This window comes from Rhodobacter sp. P1_C2, from assembly GCF_056406375.1.
In genome coordinates, this window is sequence record NZ_JBFUAG010000007.1 from 357,296 (window position 1) to 375,161 (window position 17,866).

General features: G+C 65.6%; 17 protein-coding genes. 8 read left to right on the forward strand and 9 right to left on the reverse strand.

What is annotated here, in order from left to right; all coding sequences use genetic code 11:
* Positions 1–155 precede the first annotated feature (155 nt).
* Genes AC1DZT_RS14185 through AC1DZT_RS14195 form a run of 3 tightly spaced genes read left to right on the forward strand, consistent with a single transcriptional unit; the run spans position 156 to position 3,284 of the window.
* Positions 156–827: a response regulator transcription factor gene (locus AC1DZT_RS14185; RefSeq protein ID WP_478007277.1), complete on the forward strand. Its 672-nt coding sequence runs from the start codon at positions 156–158 to the stop codon at positions 825–827.
* Positions 820–2,223 (forward strand): sensor histidine kinase N-terminal domain-containing protein, encoded by a 1,404-nt coding sequence (locus AC1DZT_RS14190; RefSeq protein WP_478007278.1) that lies wholly within the window; start codon positions 820–822, stop codon positions 2,221–2,223. The genes AC1DZT_RS14185 and AC1DZT_RS14190 overlap by 8 nt, the downstream gene beginning before the upstream one ends.
* Complete coding sequence (locus tag AC1DZT_RS14195) at positions 2,220–3,284, forward strand: ABC transporter substrate-binding protein (protein ID WP_478007279.1); 1,065 nt, start codon at positions 2,220–2,222, stop codon at positions 3,282–3,284. The genes AC1DZT_RS14190 and AC1DZT_RS14195 overlap by 4 nt, the downstream gene beginning before the upstream one ends.
* Positions 3,285–3,316: 32 nt before the next feature.
* Here AC1DZT_RS14195 and AC1DZT_RS14200 read toward each other — a convergent pair whose 3' ends face one another.
* Genes AC1DZT_RS14200 through AC1DZT_RS14210 form a run of 3 tightly spaced genes read right to left on the reverse strand, consistent with a single transcriptional unit; the run spans position 3,317 to position 6,575 of the window.
* Positions 3,317–4,279, reverse strand: coding sequence for a transketolase family protein (locus tag AC1DZT_RS14200; RefSeq protein ID WP_478007280.1), 963 nt, complete (start codon positions 4,277–4,279; stop codon positions 3,317–3,319).
* Positions 4,279–5,097: a transketolase gene (locus AC1DZT_RS14205; protein ID WP_478007281.1), complete on the reverse strand. Its 819-nt coding sequence runs from the start codon at positions 5,095–5,097 to the stop codon at positions 4,279–4,281. The genes AC1DZT_RS14200 and AC1DZT_RS14205 overlap by 1 nt, the downstream gene beginning before the upstream one ends.
* A gap of 11 nt (positions 5,098–5,108) precedes the next feature.
* Entirely contained in the window at positions 5,109–6,575 is a 1,467-nt protein-coding gene (locus tag AC1DZT_RS14210) for an L-fucose/L-arabinose isomerase family protein (protein ID WP_478007282.1), read from the reverse strand.
* Between the two features lie 314 nt (positions 6,576–6,889).
* On the opposite strand from AC1DZT_RS14210, the gene AC1DZT_RS14215 reads away from it, so the two are divergent.
* The 5 genes from AC1DZT_RS14215 (at position 6,890) to AC1DZT_RS14235 (ending at position 12,012) form a co-directional block, all read left to right on the forward strand.
* The gene (locus tag AC1DZT_RS14215) at positions 6,890–7,831 is read left to right on the forward strand and encodes a substrate-binding domain-containing protein (RefSeq protein WP_478007283.1); all 942 of its coding nucleotides are present in this window, start codon (positions 6,890–6,892) and stop codon (positions 7,829–7,831) included.
* 72 nt (positions 7,832–7,903) lie between these two features.
* Complete coding sequence (locus tag AC1DZT_RS14220; RefSeq protein WP_478007284.1) at positions 7,904–8,542, forward strand: DUF2291 family protein; 639 nt, start codon at positions 7,904–7,906, stop codon at positions 8,540–8,542.
* Positions 8,539–10,068, forward strand: a complete 1,530-nt coding sequence (locus AC1DZT_RS14225; protein ID WP_478007285.1) for a sugar ABC transporter ATP-binding protein — start codon at positions 8,539–8,541, stop codon at positions 10,066–10,068. The genes AC1DZT_RS14220 and AC1DZT_RS14225 overlap by 4 nt, the downstream gene beginning before the upstream one ends.
* A complete protein-coding gene (locus AC1DZT_RS14230; protein WP_478007286.1) occupies positions 10,065–11,111 on the forward strand; it encodes an ABC transporter permease in 1,047 nt (348 codons plus the stop codon). The genes AC1DZT_RS14225 and AC1DZT_RS14230 overlap by 4 nt, the downstream gene beginning before the upstream one ends.
* Before the next feature lie 91 nt (positions 11,112–11,202).
* Complete coding sequence (locus AC1DZT_RS14235; RefSeq protein WP_478007287.1) at positions 11,203–12,012, forward strand: DeoR/GlpR family DNA-binding transcription regulator; 810 nt, start codon at positions 11,203–11,205, stop codon at positions 12,010–12,012.
* A 4-nt stretch (positions 12,013–12,016) separates the two neighbouring features.
* On the opposite strand, the gene AC1DZT_RS14240 is transcribed toward AC1DZT_RS14235, so the two are convergent.
* From AC1DZT_RS14240 to AC1DZT_RS14265, 6 genes are all read right to left on the reverse strand, one after another.
* On the reverse strand, positions 12,017–13,078 hold the full coding sequence (locus tag AC1DZT_RS14240) for an ABC transporter ATP-binding protein (RefSeq protein WP_478007288.1): 1,062 nt from the start codon (positions 13,076–13,078) through the stop codon (positions 12,017–12,019).
* Complete coding sequence (locus AC1DZT_RS14245) at positions 13,068–13,688, reverse strand: cupin domain-containing protein (protein ID WP_478007289.1); 621 nt, start codon at positions 13,686–13,688, stop codon at positions 13,068–13,070. Before AC1DZT_RS14245 ends, AC1DZT_RS14240 begins: the two co-directional genes overlap by 11 nt.
* Before the next feature lie 39 nt (positions 13,689–13,727).
* On the reverse strand, positions 13,728–14,774 hold the full coding sequence (locus AC1DZT_RS14250; RefSeq protein ID WP_478007290.1) for an ABC transporter substrate-binding protein: 1,047 nt from the start codon (positions 14,772–14,774) through the stop codon (positions 13,728–13,730).
* 32 nt (positions 14,775–14,806) lie between these two features.
* Positions 14,807–15,583 carry an ABC transporter permease gene (locus AC1DZT_RS14255; RefSeq protein WP_478007291.1) on the reverse strand — a complete coding sequence of 259 codons (777 nt, stop codon included), beginning with the start codon at positions 15,581–15,583 and terminating at the stop codon, positions 14,807–14,809.
* Entirely contained in the window at positions 15,580–16,449 is an 870-nt protein-coding gene (locus tag AC1DZT_RS14260) for an ABC transporter permease (RefSeq protein WP_478007292.1), read from the reverse strand. The genes AC1DZT_RS14255 and AC1DZT_RS14260 overlap by 4 nt, the downstream gene beginning before the upstream one ends.
* A gap of 111 nt (positions 16,450–16,560) precedes the next feature.
* The gene (locus tag AC1DZT_RS14265; protein WP_478007293.1) at positions 16,561–17,853 is read right to left on the reverse strand and encodes an NAD(P)/FAD-dependent oxidoreductase; all 1,293 of its coding nucleotides are present in this window, start codon (positions 17,851–17,853) and stop codon (positions 16,561–16,563) included.
* Positions 17,854–17,866: the final 13 nt, after the last annotated feature.

Here is a 17,866-nt window from a genome sequence, read left to right on the forward strand (position 1 = left end):
CGCTGACCCCGTGGTAACCTCCGTTCCTGTCACGAACCTGTCATCGCCCAATTTCTGCGCGCTTTGCAAAAGCCCTGCCGGTCGCGGCGTTTGCAAGCCCCTCGACAATCCCTATAGTCGGCCCTCAGCACATCTGACTTGGGAGGGTCGGCGGGATGCGGATGCTTCTGGTGGAGGACACCGAAGACGTGGCCACCGCCGTGGTCGAAAGCTTTGGGCGGCGTGGCGATGCGGTGGATTGTGTCGGCACGGTTGCCGATGCGCTGGCCAGCCTCGCGGCACAGGATTACGACATTGCCATCCTCGACATCCAGCTGCCCGATGGCGAGGGGACCGAGGTGCTGCGCGGCCTGCGCCGGGCCGGTCGTGCCGTACCCGTCCTGATGCTGACCGCGCGCAGCGAGATCGACATCCGGATCGCGACGCTGGACCTTGGCGCCGATGATTACATGGTCAAACCCTTTGACCTCGGCGAGCTGCACGCAAGGGTCCGCGCCCTCGCCCGCCGCAGCGGAAGCGGGCGCAGCTCGGCCATGTCCTACGGCGACATCACCTATGATAGCGCCTCGCAAGAGCTGACGGTGGCGGGCAAGCCCGTCGCCCTGACCCGGCGCGAATACAGCCTGATCGAGATCCTCTTGTCCAACCGCGGGCGGATCGTGGCGAAAGACCATATCCACGCCCGCATGTTCAGTTTCAACGAGGAAGAGGTCGGACTCAACACGATCGAGACCTATGTCGCCCGGCTGCGCCGCAAGATCGAAGGCTCCTGCGTGACGATCCGCACCCTGCGCGGCCTCGGCTATCAGATGGTGACCGATGGCTGATCTGGCGCAAGCCCTGCCGCGACGGGTGAGTTCGCTCACCCTGCGGCTGGCGGTGGCGCTGACCCTGCTTCTGGCGGCGGGCGGGGCGGCGGTGGCGCTGGCGGCCATCGCCTATGGCCATAACGCGGCCCGGCAATCCTATGACCGGCTGCTGATCGGCGCCGCCAACCAGATCGCCGAGGCGCTGACCCTGCAGGATGGCGCGGTCAACATCGACATCCCGGTCGCGGCCTTCGAGCTTCTGGCGCTCGCCCCTCAGGACCGGATCGTCTATGCGGTCTATGGCCCGCATGGCACGCTGATCACCGGCTATGAGGGCCTGCGCGGCCCGGCGCCGGACCAGACTTTCAGCGACGGCAGTTTCACCGGCGAGCCGATGCGCTTTGCCGCCGTGGACCGCCGCTTTGCCGAACGCTCGCTGTCAGGCACCGTGAGGGTCGTGGTGGGCCAGACCACCCGGGCGCGGGGCGAGCTGACGCGGTCGATCACCCGTTCGGCCCTGATCGCGGTGGCGCTGGTCGGCGTGCTGATGTCGGGGCTTGCGATCTTTGCCGTCCGCTCGGCGCTTGGCCCTCTGCGGCGGATCGAGCGGGCGCTGGCGGTGCGGGCGCCGGCCGATCTGACCCCGCTGGATCTGGCCGTGCCGCGCGAGATCGGCACGCTGGTGGCCACGCTCAACGGTTTCATGGCGCGGATCGACCGGCAGGTGGCGGCGACGCGGCGGATGATCGGCGATGCCTCGCATCAGCTGCGCACGCCGATCGCCGTGATCCGCGCCCAGTCCGAACTGGCGATCGGCGAAGATGATCCGGCCCGCCAGCAGGTCTATGCCCAGCGCATCCACCGCCGGGCCGTCTCGCTCGGCCGGCTGACCGACCAGCTGCTGAACCAGGCGCTGATCATCCACCGTGCCGATGCGGTGCCGCTCGACCTGATCGACCTGCGCCGCGTCGCCATGCAGGGGGTGGAGGAGATGGACCATGTCGCCCGCGACGAGGGCCAAGCCCCCGACACCGACCTGCGGCTGGATCTGCCCGAGGATGCGGTGATGGTGAAGGGCGACAGCCTCTCGCTGATCGAGGCCTGCAAGAACCTCGCCACCAATGCGCTGCACCACGGCGCCGCGCCGGTGGTGATCTCGGTCCGCGTCGAGGGGGCAATGGCCGTGCTGGCGGTGCAGGATTCCGGGCCGGGCCTGCCGCGCGACCAGTGGCAGGACGCCGGCAGCCGCTTTCGCCGCCGCACCAGCGTGTCGGCCACCAAGGTCGGGCTGGGCCTGTCCATCGTCGATGCCGTGGCCCGCGCCCATCATGGCGAGATGTCCTTTGCCCAGACGCCTGCCCGGAAATTCGAGGCGCGGGTGATCCTGCCGCTGGTCGGAGAGGGGCAAGGATGAGGTGGCGCGCCCTGATGCTGGCTTTATCCGTCCTGCCCTGCGCCGCCCTGGCCGAGGTCCGGCCCGAGGCCGAGCAAAGCTATGGCAGCCCGACCGCCGCCCAGCATCTTCTGGTGCGCGGCACGACCGATCTGGCGCTCTTCGACCCGGTGCTGCAGCTTTTCGTCGCCGATCATCCCGAGGTGCGGATCGACTATGAACAATGGGGGTCGAACGACCTTTACAACCGCGCCGTGGCTGCCTGCGCGGGAGAGGTCCAGGCCGCGGATCTGGTGATCAGCTCTTCGGTCGATCAGCAGGTCAAGCTGGTCAACGACGGCTGCGCGCAAAGCCACAGTTCCGCCGCCACCGCCGCCCTGCCCCCCGCCTACAACTGGCGCGACGAGGTCTTCGGCATCACCCGCGAACCCGCCGTCATCGTCTACAACCGCGCCCTTGTGCCGAAGGCGGATGTGCCGCAATCGCGCTTTGGCTTGATCGACATGCTGCGCACGCAGGGCGGCCGCTATGACGGGCGGGTCGCCACCTATGACATTGAGCAATCCGGCCTCGGCTATCTCTTCGCCTTCGCCGATGCGCAACAGGCCACGACCTTCGGCAGCGTGATCGAGGCCTTCTCGCGCGCCCATGCCGTGACGACCTGCTGTTCGGCCGAGATCATCGACGGGGTGGCAAGCGGCAAGTACCTGATCGCCTATAACATCCTCGGCTCCTACGCCTTCGCCCGCGCCGACAGCGACCCGAACATCGCCGTCGTGGCCCCCACCGATTACACGCTGATCCTGTCGCGTGCCGCGCTGATCCCCTCGCGGGCCAGCAATCCGGCCACGGCGGGCGTGCTGATCGACTTCCTGCTGTCGCAGGCCGGCCGTCAGGCCCTGGCGCGGGAGCATCTTTACCTTGAAGCCGCCGAGATGCGCGGCGAGGGCTTGCTGGACCTCGAGGACGGGGATTCTTACCTTCGGCCGATTTCCCTGTCGCCGGTCCTGCTCGCCGGTCTGGACCAGCAGCGCCGGGCGCATTTCATCGCCCTGTGGCGTTCGACCTTTTCAAAACACTAGCGGCGCGGGGGTCGGCCCCCGCGCCAGCCAGCCTATCTTGCAGCCCGCGCCATGGCCCGGCGGGCGGCGGCGGCGATGCCCTCGGCGCTGAGGCCGAATTCCTCGAACAGCCAGTCGACTGACCCGGTCGGCACGAAGCCCGGAAAGCCTACCCGCTCCACCGGCACCGGCCTGTTGGCCGAGGTCAGTTCGGCCACAGCCCCGCCCAGACCGCCGCGGACCGAGGCTTCCTCGACCGTGACGATCGCCCCGGTCTCGCTGGCGGCGGCCAGAACCGCGGTCTCATCCAAGGGGTTGATCGTCGCCATGTTCAGGACGCGGGCGGAAATGCCCTGGGCCCGCAGCGCATCCGAGGCGGCGGCGGCCAGATGCACCGTGGTGCCCGCGGCGATCAGCGTGACATCCTGGCCTTGCCGGACCAGTTCGGCCTCACCGGGGCGGAAGACGCGGTTGGGCAGGGCGAGATCGGGCACCGGCATCCGCGACAGGCGGATATAGACCGGGCCGTCATAGCTTGCGGCGAACTTGATCGCCTCGGCGGTCTCCCAGGGGTCGGCGGGGGCGATGACGATCAGCTTGGGGAAGACGCGGAGCCAGGCGAAATCCTCGATCGAATGGTGGGTCGGCCCCAACTCGCCATAGGCCACGCCCGAGGACTGGCCGACCAGCTTCACGTTGAACCCGGCATAGACGATATCGGCCTTGACCTGTTCCAGCGCCCGCCCGGTCAGAAAGCACGAGGCCGCCGAGACGAAGGGGATCCGCCCGCCGTTGGCGAGACCGGCGCCGACGCCGACCATGCATTGTTCGGCGATGCCGACATTGATCAGCCTTTCGGGGAATTTCTTCTGGAAACCGCCCAGCTTGGACGATCCGACCGAGTCATTGACCACCGCCACGATGCGGTCGTCCTCGGCGGCAAGCGCCTCCAGCGTGGCGACCCAGGCCTCGCGGCAATCAAAGAGGCCTTCGGTTTTCAGCGCGGGGGCCGCCATCACACAAGTTCCTTCATCGCGAGGGCAAATTGTTCGGCATTGGGCACGCCATGGTGCCAGCTCGCCTTGTTTTCCATGAAAGAGACGCCCTTGCCCTTGACCGTATTGGCGATCACGGCGCGGGGCCGGTCGCCGGGGGCAGCACCCAGCACCTTCAAGAGGGCGGCATGGTCATGGCCGTCGACCAGAACGGCCTCCCAGCCGAAGGCTTCGAACTTCTTGTCGAGCGGGTCGAGGCCGTTGGTCTCTTCCGTCCCGGCACCTTGCTGCAGGCGGTTGCGGTCGACGATCCAGGTCAGGTTGCGCAGACCCCGGTTGCCGGCGGTCATCGCGGCCTCCCAGTTGGAGCCTTCCTGCATCTCGCCATCGCCGGTGATCACGAAGGTGCGGAAACTGGCCCCGGTGATCTGGCCCGCAATCGCGATGCCGGTGGCGACGGGCAGGCCGTGGCCAAGGGGGCCGGTGTTCGTCTCCACCCCCGGCAGGTAATTGCGGTTCGGGTGGCCGTTCAGCATCGAGCGCGGCTGCATATAGGTGTCGAGCCAGTCTTCCGGGAAATACCCCGCCGCGGCCAGCACAGTGTAAAGCGCGCCGGTGGCATGGCCCTTGGACATGATGAAGCGGTCCCGTTCGGCCCAGTTCGGCTGGCCCGGGTCATAGTTCATCACGCCGAAATACAGCGTCGCCATCACGTCGATGGCCGAAAAATCGCCGCCCGGATGGCCGAGTTGCGCGTCAAACACCATCTTGAAGGCGCGCCGGCGCATCCAGAGCGCCTTTTCCTTGATCCGGGCGACGGGGTCGTTCTGCAGGGTCATCTCGGAAGTCCTTAAAAGCGGTTGGGCCAGGTCAGGCGCGGCTCTGGCGTGCCGCCGTGGCGATAGGAGGGATAGCCGAGGTAGCGGGTCACCGCCTCTTCCACGACATCGGCGTGATGGCCGCGCACCATGGCGACATGGTGTTCAAAGCCGTTCTGGGTGACAAAGCGCATCAGCTCGCGCAGGCGGGCGACCTTGGTCACGGCAATGCCGCCGTCCATCGGGAAGGGGTCCTCGGTGAACTCTCCCTCGCCGAGGTAGCATTTCAACGCGCCGGCCCGGTCGTCCGAGGACAGGCGGAAATAGGTCATCGGACCGGCCTTCACCTTGCCCTTGACCGCGCCAAAGCATTTCGACCGCCCGATGCTTTCGCCCAGAACATCCAGCTCGCCGATCTCGGGCGTGTCACCGATGAAAGATTTCGGGAAGTTGCCGCAGTGGGTGGCGACGCATTTGTCGGGCTCGTAGCCGTAGTTGTTGTTCCAGTCGAGGATCGCCGGCGGCGCGCCAGAGGCGAGGGCCAGCGCATACATCGACAAAGCGCCCATGATGTCGACCTCGCAGGCCGAGGGCATCAGCTCTTCGCCCATCATCGACATCGTGACACAGGTCGCACAGCCGAAATTGTCCTGCAAGCTGCGCCAGCACTGGATGGCGCTGGCGTCACATTCGTTTTCCTCGATCCAGCGGTTGACGGCGAGCGTCCATTTGGCCTGGGTGACGATCTGGCTTTGCTGAATATGGGCCGGGATGTTGCCATAGGCCTTGATCCGCGCCATCTTTTCCAGAAGCTCGGGCGCGTCGTCGCGGATCGCGGCGGCCTTGCCGATCATCTCGGACAGATCGACGGTCAGCACGGTGATCCCAGCGGCCTGCAGCAGCTTTTCCGAATAGCGCATGGTCTGGAAAGCCCCGGTCCGCGCGCCAATGGCGCCGAGACGCGCGCCGCGCATGCCGCGCACGGTGCGGCAGAGGCGGCCGAAGCGTTCCAGATCGGCGCCGAACTCTGCCCCGCCGACGTCGCAGGTATGCGAGGTGGTCTCGGTGAAGGGCACGCCATATTGCCAGAAGTTGTTGGTGACCGAGAGCTTGCCGCAGAAGGCATCGCGGCGCTGGTGGACGGAAACCTTGTCGACCTCGTCATTCGAGGCCTGCAGCAGGATCGGCACGTTCAGCTTGGCGCGGTTGACCAGTTCGGCAATGGCGATCTCGTCGCCGAAGTTGGGCAGGCAGATCACCAGCCCGTCGATGTCATCGCGCCGCGCCTTGAAAAGGTCGGCGTAGGCTTGCGCGTCCGGGATGCTTTGCACCGCGCCATTGGCGGTCGCCTCATAGGGCAGGATCACCGCCTCGATGCCAAGGCGGTCCAGATGGGCCAGCACCTCGGTTCTCGCGGCGAGGCAGGGGGCGGGGCTGAAAAAGGCCCGGCTTCCAATGACCACGCCCAGCGTGATCTTGCGACGGATGGTCAGCGGCATGGTTTCCTCCCTCAGGCGGAATCCTCCCGGAATCACGCCGTGTATGCTTTCGTTTACTTTCGCTTGTTGCGATTTTCATTGCAAGGGCTTTTGCGGTCCCCTGCTGAAAATTCCGGCAAGCCGTGGAAAACCTCTGTGTTTTCGACAGCAAATCGCAGAAATCGCGGGGCGATTCGGGTGTTTCGCCCGCAATGTCTTGCGGTTTCGCCGAGGTTTCACCGGAAAATTTAGGTTATTGACAGTAACCGAAAACATTTGTCACAAACATTCGGGAGGAATCGCAACCAATCCGGATGCGTATGGGAGGAAACACCATGAATCTGAAACGTCGCCTGCTTATGTCCGCCATCGCCATCGCCATGACGGGGGCCCTGCCCTCCTTCGCGGCCGCGGCTGACACCATCGCCATCATCACGCCCAGCCCCGACAACCCCTTCTTCAAGGCCGAGGCCGACGGCGCCGCCGCCAAGGCGAAGGAACTGGGCTATGACGTCATGGTCTTGGTCCATGACGACGATGCCAACAAGCAATCGGAGCTTTTCGACAGCGCCATCGCGGCGGGGGTCAAGGCCATCATCCTCGACAATGCCGGCGCCGATGCTTCGGTTGCCGCCGTGCAGAAGGCCAAGGATGCCGGCATCCCCAGCTTCCTGATCGACCGCGAGATCACCTCGACCGGCGTGGCCGTAAGCCAGATCGTGTCGAACAACTACCAGGGCGCGCAGCTTGGTGCCGAGGAATTCGTCAAGCTGATGGGCGAGAAAGGCACCTTCGCCGAACTGACCGGCAAGGAATCCGACACCAACGCCGGCATCCGCTCCAAAGGGTATCACGACGTGATCGACCAATACCCCGACATGAAGATGGCCGCCCAGCAGACCGCCAACTGGTCGCAGACCGAGGCTTATTCGGTGATGGAATCGATGCTGCAGGCCAATCCGGGCATCCAGGGCGTCATCGCCGGCAACGACACGATGGCGATGGGCGCCTATGCAGCGCTTGAGGCTGCGGGCCGCAAGGATGTGATCGTGGTGGGCTTTGACGGGTCCAACGACGTGCGCGACTCGATCAAGGCGGGCGGCATCAAGGCCACCGTGCTGCAGCCGGCCTATGAACAGGCCCAGCTCGCCGTCACGCAAGCCGACACCTACCTGAAAACCGGCAAGACCGGCGTGGACGAAAAGCAACTGATGGACTGCGTTCTGGTCAATGCCGACAACGCGGCCAAGCTGGAAACCTTCGCGCTCGCGAAATAAGCACCTCAACTGACCTGCGCGCCGGCGCGGCCCGAAGTCAGGGCCGCGCCGGGCAAAGCTTTGGAAATCATCATGCGTGCCACGACCCTGACGGTTGCCCTTGTGGCAGCCTTTGCGACCCTGTCCGCCTGCAAGATCGTCAAGAATGACGCGGCCAATGCGCCGAAGTCCGAACAGACGATAGAGGGCGATCACATCGCCCAGCTGGTGGCCGACAGCTTCGACGCGAAGCTTTTGCCGCTGATCAGCGAGAAGGCCCTGCCCGTGGCCGATCTGCGCGCCGCGATTGCCGCCGACCTCGATGCCGCTGGCAAGGCGCATGGCAACCGTGGGGCCGGCGAAGGCGCCGCCTGGGCCTTCGCGGTCAAGGGCAGCGGCAAGGTGATCTCCGCCAACCTGCAAAGCCGCGCCCGTGTCGCCGAACTTGACACCGATGGCGATGGCACCGCCGACCTGACCCTGGCGCTTGGCCCGGTGATCAAGGGCACCGCGCTGCGCGATGTGGCGCCCTTCTACAATTTCAACGACTTCCGCGACCAGATCGAGTTTGCAAGACTCGCCCGCGTGCTGAACGACAAGGTCAGTGCCAGCCTGACCCTGCCCGAGGGCGATCTGACCGGCAAGACCCTGACCTTCGAAGGCGTTGCCCCTTTCAAGACCGCGCAAGACCCGATGGTCGTCACCGCCACCAAAGTCACGGTCCAGCCATGAGCGGCGCAGATCCGATCGGCCTGTCGATCCGCGGCGGCGTCAAGGTCTATCCCGGCACTCGCGCGCTGAAGGGCGTGGATTTCGACCTGCGCATGGGCGCGGTCAATGTGCTGGTGGGCGAAAACGGTGCGGGCAAATCCACCCTGATGAAGGTCATCGCCGGGGTCGAAAGCCTGACCGAAGGCACGATCACGATGAATGGCGCGCCGGTGCATTTCCGGTCGAAGGCGGATGCGGTGGCCAAGGGCATCGGCATCGTCTTTCAGGAGCTGAACCTCTTCCCCAACCTGACCGTGGCCGAAAACATCTTCATCGCCCGCGAGCCGACCCGCTTTGGCGTGGATATCGACGCCAAGGCCCAGTCCGAGGCGACGGCCAAGCTCATGGCCCGGCTGGAGCAGGACATCGACCCCGATGTGCCGCTCGGCAACCTGCGGATCGGCCAGCAACAGGTGGTCGAGATCGCCAAGGCCCTGGCGCAGGACGCAAAAATCCTGATCCTCGACGAGCCGACCTCGGCCCTTTCGGCGGCGGAGGTCGAGGTTCTGTTCCGCGTCATCGCGGATCTCAAGGCGCAAGGCGTCGGCATCGTCTATATCAGCCACCGTCTGGAAGAGCTGATCCGCATCGGCGATTACATCACCGTGCTCCGCGATGGCGAGATCACCGGGGCGCAAAGCATGGCGGGCGTGGATATCCCCTGGATCGTCCGCGCGATGATCGGCGGCGGCTCGAAGGAGTTTCCCCGCACCGAGGCGCCGAACTTCGGCGGCGAGGTCTTTCGCGCCGAAAACATCTGCCTGCCGCGTCTGGGCGGCGGCTACAGCGTCGATCACGTCTCGCTCTCGGTCCGCGCCGGGGAGATCGTCGGGCTTTACGGCCTCATGGGCGCCGGGCGGACCGAGTTTCTGGAATGCATCATGGCGCAACATCCGCTGTCCACCGGGCATTTCTTCGTCGAGGGCCGCCCCCTGACCGAAAGCGACGTGCCCGGCCGGATCGCCCGTGGCATCGCCCTGATCCCCGAGGATCGCAAGCGCGACGGTCTGGTGCAGATCCTGTCGATCCGCGAGAATATCACCCTCTCCGCCCTGTCGCGCTTTGCCCGCCTGTTCCACCTCAACCTGCGGGCCGAGGCGGCGGGGGCGGCCGATTTCATCAAGCGGCTGGTGATCAAGGTCGCCAGCGCCGAAAACCCGGTGTCGAGCCTGTCGGGCGGCAACCAGCAGAAGGTGGTCATCGCCAAGGCGCTGATGACCGACCCGAAGCTCCTCTTGATGGACGAACCCTCGCGCGGGATCGACATTGGTGCCAAGGCCGAGGTCTTCCGCACCATGCGCCGTCTGGCCGCCGACGGCCTCGGCATCCTCTTCGTCACATCGGACCTTGAAGAGGTCCTGGCGCTTTCGGACCGCATTCTCGTCATGGCCGATGGCCAGCTGACCGGGGAATTTGACGGCACCGCCAGCGCCGCCGCGGTGATCGCCGCCGCCACCCGCCATAAAGCCAAGGGAAAATCCGCATGAGTACCCGCACCAATGACAAGACCTCGATCCTTCTGCTGCTGTTGCGGCTGCGGACCTTTGTGGCGCTGATCCTTGTTTTTGCTTTCTTTTCCGCTGCCGCGCCGAATTTCCTGTCAGCCGCCAATGCGGTGATCGTGTCCAAACATGTGGCATTGAACGCGCTTCTGGCGATCGGGATGACCTTTGTCATCATCACCGGCGGGATCGATCTGTCAGTCGGCTCCATCGTCGGGCTTTGCGGCATGGTGGCGGGCTGGCTGGTGCTGAACGGGGTCGACCTGGGGATCGGCTATACCATCTGGTTCAACACCTTCGAGATCATCGTCATCGTGGCGCTGGTCGGCATCGTCGTCGGCGCGATCAACGGGCTGTTGATCACACGGATGGGGGTGGCGCCCTTCATCGCGACGCTTGGCACGCTTTACGTCGCGCGCGGCTTTGCGCTGCTCTCCTCCGGCGGGCGGACCTTTCCGAACCTGACCGGCAACCCCGATTTCGGCACCAAGAGCTTTCCGTTGATCGGCACCGGCACCGTGCTGGGCTTGCCGGTGATGATCCTGCTGCTGGTCGTGATGGGGCTTCTGGCGCATTACATCTCTCGCCGCACCACGCTGGGCCGGCACATCTATGCCGTCGGCGGGAATGAACGCGGCGCCGCGCTGTCGGGGGTGAAAGTCAACCGGATCAAGATGTTCGTCTACATGTTCTCGGGCTTTTGCGCGGCCCTGGTCGGCATCGTCATCGCGAGCCAGCTGCAGGCGAGCCATCCCGCAACCGGCGAGACCTTCGAGCTGAACGCCATCGCGGCAGCGGTGCTGGGCGGCACCTCGATGGCGGGCGGGCGCGGGCGGATCGGCGGCACCATCGTGGGCGCCTTCGTCATCGGCATCCTTGGCGACGGGCTGATCATGATGGGCGTCTCCTCCTTCTGGCAGACGGTCATCAAGGGCATCGTCATCATCACCGCCGTCGTCATCGACCAGGCGCAAAGCAAGCTGCAGGCCCGCGTCGCCCTGCAGCAAGAGGCGGCGGTGGACAAATAGGAAGGGGCTTTCGCAGGGGGGAAGGTTTCACTACCCTGTAACGAAAGCAAACGCAGCCAAACCGCATCGTTTCCAGTTGGAGTCCGCCCTCGTGCAGCCACATCACAGCCCGGAACGCTCCAAATCGATGATCGGGCTGCTGTCGGAACCGCGCCGCCGCCGCATTCTGGAGTGGATCCAGGAGGAGGGCGCGGCCCGGGTCCGCGATCTGGCGCTGGCCTTCCAGGTCTCGGAAGCCACGATCCGCCAGGACCTGGAGCGGCTGGAGGCCGAGGGCCAGATCACCCGCGAACATGGCGGCGCCTTCCTGAACCCGGCCAGCGCCCCCGCGGGCGAGATGGTGCTGCACCATCAGGAAAACATGGAGAAAAAGGCCAAGATCGGCGCGCTGGCGGCCTCGTTGGTCGGCAATGGCGAGACCTTGATCCTCGACGCCGGCACCACCACGACAGAGATTGCGACCCGGCTGGTCAGCCGCAAGAACCTGACGGTCATCACCAATGCCCTGAACATCGCGATCATCCTTGGCGCGATCCCGGGCTTTGCCGTCCATATGCCGGGCGGTCAGTTCAAGGCGCCGACCCTGTCGCTGTCGGGCGACAAGTCGGTGGAATATTTCCGCAACATCTTTGCCGGCAAGCTGTTTCTGGCCACCGCCGGCGTTTCGCTGGAAACCGGCCTGACTTACCCGAGCTTTGCCGATCTGCAACTGAAAGAGGCGATGATCAAGGCGGCGAGCCATGTCTATCTGGTGGCGGATTCCAGCAAGATCAACAAATCCTCCTTCACAAGGCTCGGCTCGATCGAGGTGGTGCATACCTTCATCACCGACGACGGGATCTCCGACGCCGATGCCAAAGAATTTGCGGCGCGTGGCATCAACCTGATGGTCGCGACCTGAGGCCTCAGGCCGGCAGCAGGATCGCCGCGGCCCCCGGGCGCAGGCCAAGGCCGGCCTTGCTGCCCTGACCGGGCACCGCAGCCGTGGCGCTGCGCGGGATGTCCAGCACCAGCTCCGCCCCATTGGCCAAAGCGCCAATCACCCGCAGGCTGCGGCCGTGAAAGACCGTGGTGCGGACCTCAAACGGCGCGCCTTGCCCTGCGGCCACCAGATCCAGATCCTCGGGGCGCAGGCCCAGCGTGACCGCCGCGCCCCTGACCAGAGCCTTGGCCCCCGCCACCGGCAGGCTGAAGCCCGGCACCTCGACCCGCCCGTCACCCGTTGCGTGACCGGGCAAAAGGTTCATCGTGCCGATGAAGCTGGCCACAAAGCGCGTCGCCGGGTGGTCATAGAGCGTGGCTGGCGAGGCGATCTGTTCGATCCGCCCGCCGTTCATCACCGCGATCCGGTCAGAGATCGACAGCGCCTCGGTCTGGTCATGGGTGACCATGATGAAGGTGGTGCCAAGCCGCGATTGCAGGCTTTTCAGCTCCATCTGCATCTGTTCGCGCAGGCCCGCATCCAGCGCCGACAGCGGTTCGTCCAAAAGCAGAACCTTCGGTTCGCAGACGATCGCCCGCGCCAGGGCGACCCGCTGCCGCTGCCCGCCCGACAGCGCCGCGACGGGGCGGGTCGCCTTGTCGGACAGGCCCACCAGCTCCAAAGCCTCGGCCACCTTGCGGCGGATCTCGGGCTTGGGCGTGCCGCGGACGGAAAGGCCGAAGGCCACATTCTCTGTCACGTTCATATGCGGAAAAACGGCATAATCCTGAAACACCGTGTTCACCGGCCGCAGGTTGGGCGGCAGGTGGGCGATGTTCTGGCCCGAGAGCAGGACCTTCCCCGCAGTCGGCGCCTCGAACCCGGCGATCACCCGCAAGGTCGTGGTCTTGCCGCAGCCCGAGGGGCCGAGGAGGCTGACGAATTCGCCCTGGGCAATGTCCAGGTCAATGTCGATCAGGCCGAAATTCCCGCCGCCGAAATCCTTGCTGACGCCGCGCAGGCTCAAGAGCATGTCATTCGTCATCGCGCGGCCCCGCCGGTTTGGTGGTATTGACCCAGAGGATGACGCAACGCTCGGTGCCATCGTTCCGGAAGGAATGCTGCAGGGTGCTGCGGAAGGCGAAACTGTCGCCGGTGCGCAGCCGGTAGGTCGAGGCGTCGATCATCAGCTCGACAGTGCCTTGCAGGACATAGCCGAATTCGTTGCCCGAATGGGCATAGGCCTCGGCGGTGCCGCCGCCCGGCTCGACCTCGACCGTCATGCCGGTCAGGGCCGCACCGGGCGGTGAGAGAAGCTGCTTGCGGATGCCTTCCGACCGCACCGGAAGGTCGCGGCGGTTCTGGGCGCGGACACAGTAGATGTCGTTGGCCTCCGCCCCCTCGGCCAGAAGCTGCGAGGCGTCGATGCCAAGACCCGCCGCAATCGGCCAGATCGTCCGAACGCGGAGCGACGAGACCCCGCGTTCGATCTGGCTGAGCGCGCCGATGGACACCCCGGCCAGCGCGGCCAGATCGGCCAGCGACAGCCCCGCCTCCAGCCTGAGCGCGCGCAGGCGCCGGCCGACCCGCACGTCGGCCTCGTTCGGCGCGGCGCGCTTTGCGGTCAGCATCTGGTCGGGGCTTTCGTCTTCCATCGGTCCTGTCCTTCGCAATCCAACTGCCGTTTTGGGCGTTCAGCCGCCAGCCTTGACGCGTTCAAACATCTTGGCAAGCTCCGGCGCCTGCTTCATCGGCCCGGTGAAGACCGTGGTTTTCAGCATCACTTCCGGGTCGGCGGGCAGCTTCAGCTCTTCCAGCTTTTCCTTCGGCACCTCGGCAAAGGCCGAGGAAGTCGAGGCGCCATAGCCGTAAGCCTCGATCAGATGCTTGCCCGAGGCGGGCTCCAGCCGGCTGTTGATGAAGTCATAGACCTGATCGGGGTTCTTGGCGTCCTTCAGCATCACGAAACCGCAGGTCCAGGTCAGCATCCCCTCTTTCGGGTTCATGAACTCCACCGGCACGCCCTGCGCCTTCAGCGCCACGGCAGAGGCGTTCCAGGTCATCGCCGCCACCAGCTCGCCCGAGGCAAGGGCCTGTTCGATCGAGGTCATGTCGGTGGTATAGGACGACAGCAAGGGCCGCTGCTCGCGCAGCTTGTCGGCGACCTTGTCCATCTCGGCAGGGGTCATGTCGAAGGGATTCACGCCCGCAAGCAAGGCCGCCACGACCGGCGTGTCATGCACCGCGTCGATCGTCGCCATCCGCCCGGCATATTGCTTGTCCCAGAGGAGGTTCCAGCTCATCTCCGCCGGTTTGACCAGATCGGTGCGGTAGAGGATCGAGGTATTGCCCCAGTCCCACGGCACCATCCAGACCTTGCCATCGCCGGCCTGCAGGTCGGGCAGGTTGCGGAAGACGGGGTAGATGTTGTTCCAGTTGGCAATCCGCGACGTGTCGATGGGCTGGATCAGACCCTCCGCACTCCACCTTGCGATCTTGTCATAGCAGGGATGGGCGACATCGGGGTGAAAGCCGGCCTTGACCTTGGTGAAGGCGTCGTCGTCATCGCCGAACATAGAGATATCGATGCCTTCGGGATGGGCGGCCAAGTAGCTCGGGTTGAACTCGGGCAGCTCGTAGCCCGACCAGGTGAAATAGCTGAGCTTGTCGGCCGCAAAGGCCGGGGCCGCCAGCAGCGTCGCAAGGGCGGCGATGGCGGGGATCAGACGTTGGGTTTTCATGTCTTCAGTCCTCCTGTTGGTCTTGTTATCGGTTAAACGCGGCTGCGGCGGCGCAGGGCCTCGGCCAGGATGGCCAGGGTGACCGAGGCGATCAGGATCAGCGTGCCCAAAGCCATCACCACCGGCAGGGATTTGGGGAAACGCAGCTGGCTCCAGATGTACAAAGGCAGGGTCGGCTGGGTTCCGGCGAGGAAATAGGCCACGACGAATTCGTCGAAAGAGGTGAGGAACCCCAGGGTGAAGGCCGAGGCGATGGCCGAATAGGCGAGCGGCAGGATCGCGCGGCGGAAGACGGTGAACTCATCCGCGCCAAGGTCGGATGCTGCCTCGGCCAGGCTTTTCGGGATGGCTGCGAAGCGGGCATGCAGCACGGTGACGGCGGCGGGCAGGCAGACCAGCACATGGCCCATCACGATCGAGGCGCGCGAGGGGCCGAGGCCGATCATGTTGACGAAGATCAGAAGCGCGATGCCGACGATGACCCCGGGAATGAGGATCGGCAGCCGCGCCAGCCCCGCCACCAGCCGCGAAAGGCGCGGGCGCGGAAAGACATCGAGGTAAGAGATCGTCGTGGCACACAGCGTCGCAATCGCCGCCGCCGTCACCGCGATCATCACGCTGTTGCCCAAAGCCTCGCCAATCGCCGGGGTGGCGTAAAGCGTGCGGTACCAGTCGAGCGTCAGCCCCTTGATCGGCAAAGCGGCCTGGATCGAGTCGTTGAAGGAAAACAGCGGGATAAGTGCCACCGGCAGGTAAAGGAACAGGATATAGAGGGCCACATAAAGGCCAAGGCTGCGCTTGGCCGTCATGTCCGGCTCCCCCAGCGGCGGTTGGCCTGGGCGACCAGCGCCACGGCCAGCAGGATCACCAGCATCGTCGCCACCGCCAGCGCCGCGCCAAAGGGCCAGTCATTGGCCTTGCCGAACTGCGCCTGGATGAGGTTGCCGATCATCACGCTCGCCGGCCCGCCGACCATCGAGGGCGTGACGTAATCCCCCAGCGTGGGCACGAAAACCACCAGCGCCCCGCCCAGCACACCGGGCATCGACAGGGGCAGGACGATCCGGCCGAAGACCTGCAACCGCGTAGCACCCAGATCCGATGCCGCCTCCAGCAGGGATTTCGGGATCGTCTGCAGGGCCACGAAAATCGGCAGGATCGCGAAGGGCGCATAGGCATGGGCCAGCGTGACCAGAACCGCGCCCGGCGTGTTGAGCAGCGCCGTCGAGGGCGCGTCCCAGACCCCGAGCCACAAGGCGGCCGAGTTCAGCACGCCGTTGAAGGCCAGCACGACCTTCCAGGCGAAAACCCGCAGCAAATAGCTGGTCCAGAACGGCAAAGTCACCAGAAACAGCACCAACCCGCGCCGCTCGCCCGCGTGAAAGGCCAGGTAGAAGGCGACCGGATAGGCCGTCACCACGGTCAGAATCGCCACCAGCCCGGCAATCGCCAGCGACCGCAGCATCACCACCTGATAAAGGCTGTCCGTCACGATGGCGAGGAAATTGGCCCCCGACAAAGGCCCGAACAGCAGGGAGCCGTCATTGCTGCGAAAGGCCAAAAGGACGACCAGCCCCAAGGCAAACAGCGCCAGCCCGAAGGTCACCGCCACCCCGGGCAGCGACAGGGCCGCGCGGAAGCCGGGCCCATCCGTCACACCTCGACTCTGTCGCATCTGGCCCCCCTTGGATGCAAGACAGCTTTGCCCTCACTTCGTGAAATTGCAATGTCTATTTTCATTATTGAAATGCAGATGAGGTGTATTTCACGAAATCCACGGGATTCCTCAGATCCCCAGCGCATCCCGCAGCCGGAAGGTCTGCACCGTGGCCCAGACCGCCGGCTTGCGCAGAAAGTGAAACGGAATCGGGCGCGGCGGGGTCACCGGGAAGTCCAGCTCGGCCGCGGGCCGGCCAGAGGCCCAATCGGCCATCACCCGCCCCATTGCCGTGGCCAGCGCCAGCCCGCGCCCGTTGTAGCCGGTGGCCGACAGCATCGCGCCACCGATCGGCACCAGATGCGGGTAATGGTCCGCCGTCATCGCGACATAGCCACCCCAGGCATGGTCAAAGGGCACGTCCCCCAACTGCGGGAACATCTTGCGGGCGATCCGGCGCAGATTCTCCATCAGGGCCGCTGTGGCGCGCGCGTTATAGTCGCCGCGCCCGCCGATGATGAAGCGCCCCGCCGCATCCATCCGGTAGTAAACCATCACCCGCCGCCCGTCCGAAGCGGCCTGCCGCCCGGGCAGGATGCTCTGCCGCAGACCCGCGGGCAGAGGGGCGCTGGCCACCTGAACCGACTGCACCTGCACCAGCGTCCGTGCCAGGGGCGGCACCAAAGCGTCGGTATAGGCATTGGTGCACAAGAGCACGCGGGTCGCGCGCACCCTCCCGGCAGAGGTGGTGAGGACCTGGCGATCCCCCTCAGATCTGATTGAAATAACAGGATTTTGCGCATATATCCGCGCCCCGGCCCGCTGCGCCGCCGCGGCAAGGCCCAGGGTGAAGTTCAACGGATGCAGATTGCCGCCACGCGGGTCGAGGATACCGCCGGAGTAAACATCGGTGCCGATCAGATCGGCAACTTCGGCCCGCGACAGGCGCCGGATCTCCACCCCGCGCCGCGCCCATTGCTGCACCCGCGCCTCCTGCACCGCGGCAGAGGCCGCGTCATGCGACGGCTGGATCCAGCCCGGCTGCACCGCATCGCAGTCGATGCCCAACCGCCGGACCAGCGACATCGCAAAGGCCGGCGCCTCTCCCGTCAGGCGCAGCATCCGTGCCGCTATGTCGGGCCCAAAACGCGCCTCGATCGCGTCGGGGTCATGCTTCAGCCCCGGGTTCAACTGACCGCCATTGCGCCCCGAAGCACCCCAGCCAAGCGGCCTGCCCTCCAGCACCACCACCGACAGCCCGCGTTCGGCCAGATGCAGCGCCGCAGAAAGCCCGGTCACCCCACCGCCGACAATAGCCACATCCGCCTCGACCTCGCCCCGCAAAGCGGGCGCCGGCGGTGCGGCATGGGCCGTGGCCGTCCACAGGGAATTGGCAAGGACGGGCACTTCATCAGGGATCATGATCGCTCTTTCC

Bases quoted from the DNA above. Each gene is read 5' to 3' on its own strand.
- AC1DZT_RS14185 (WP_478007277.1), top strand. From the start codon at position 156: ATGCGGATGCTTCTGGTGGAGGACACCGAAGACGTGGCCACCGCCGTG.
- AC1DZT_RS14190 (WP_478007278.1), top strand. From the start codon at position 820: ATGGCTGATCTGGCGCAAGCCCTGCCGCGACGGGTGAGTTCGCTCACC.
- AC1DZT_RS14195 (WP_478007279.1), top strand. From the start codon at position 2,220: ATGAGGTGGCGCGCCCTGATGCTGGCTTTATCCGTCCTGCCCTGCGCC.
- AC1DZT_RS14200 (WP_478007280.1), bottom strand. From the start codon at position 4,279: ATGGCGGCCCCCGCGCTGAAAACCGAAGGCCTCTTTGATTGCCGCGAG.
- AC1DZT_RS14205 (WP_478007281.1), bottom strand. From the start codon at position 5,097: ATGACCCTGCAGAACGACCCCGTCGCCCGGATCAAGGAAAAGGCGCTC.
- AC1DZT_RS14210 (WP_478007282.1), bottom strand. From the start codon at position 6,575: ATGCCGCTGACCATCCGTCGCAAGATCACGCTGGGCGTGGTCATTGGA.
- AC1DZT_RS14215 (WP_478007283.1), top strand. From the start codon at position 6,890: ATGAATCTGAAACGTCGCCTGCTTATGTCCGCCATCGCCATCGCCATG.
- AC1DZT_RS14220 (WP_478007284.1), top strand. From the start codon at position 7,904: ATGCGTGCCACGACCCTGACGGTTGCCCTTGTGGCAGCCTTTGCGACC.
- AC1DZT_RS14225 (WP_478007285.1), top strand. From the start codon at position 8,539: ATGAGCGGCGCAGATCCGATCGGCCTGTCGATCCGCGGCGGCGTCAAG.
- AC1DZT_RS14230 (WP_478007286.1), top strand. From the start codon at position 10,065: ATGAGTACCCGCACCAATGACAAGACCTCGATCCTTCTGCTGCTGTTG.
- AC1DZT_RS14240 (WP_478007288.1), bottom strand. From the start codon at position 13,078: ATGACGAATGACATGCTCTTGAGCCTGCGCGGCGTCAGCAAGGATTTC.
- AC1DZT_RS14245 (WP_478007289.1), bottom strand. From the start codon at position 13,688: ATGGAAGACGAAAGCCCCGACCAGATGCTGACCGCAAAGCGCGCCGCG.
- AC1DZT_RS14250 (WP_478007290.1), bottom strand. From the start codon at position 14,774: ATGAAAACCCAACGTCTGATCCCCGCCATCGCCGCCCTTGCGACGCTG.
- AC1DZT_RS14255 (WP_478007291.1), bottom strand. From the start codon at position 15,583: ATGACGGCCAAGCGCAGCCTTGGCCTTTATGTGGCCCTCTATATCCTG.
- AC1DZT_RS14260 (WP_478007292.1), bottom strand. From the start codon at position 16,449: ATGCGACAGAGTCGAGGTGTGACGGATGGGCCCGGCTTCCGCGCGGCC.
- AC1DZT_RS14265 (WP_478007293.1), bottom strand. From the start codon at position 17,853: ATGATCCCTGATGAAGTGCCCGTCCTTGCCAATTCCCTGTGGACGGCC.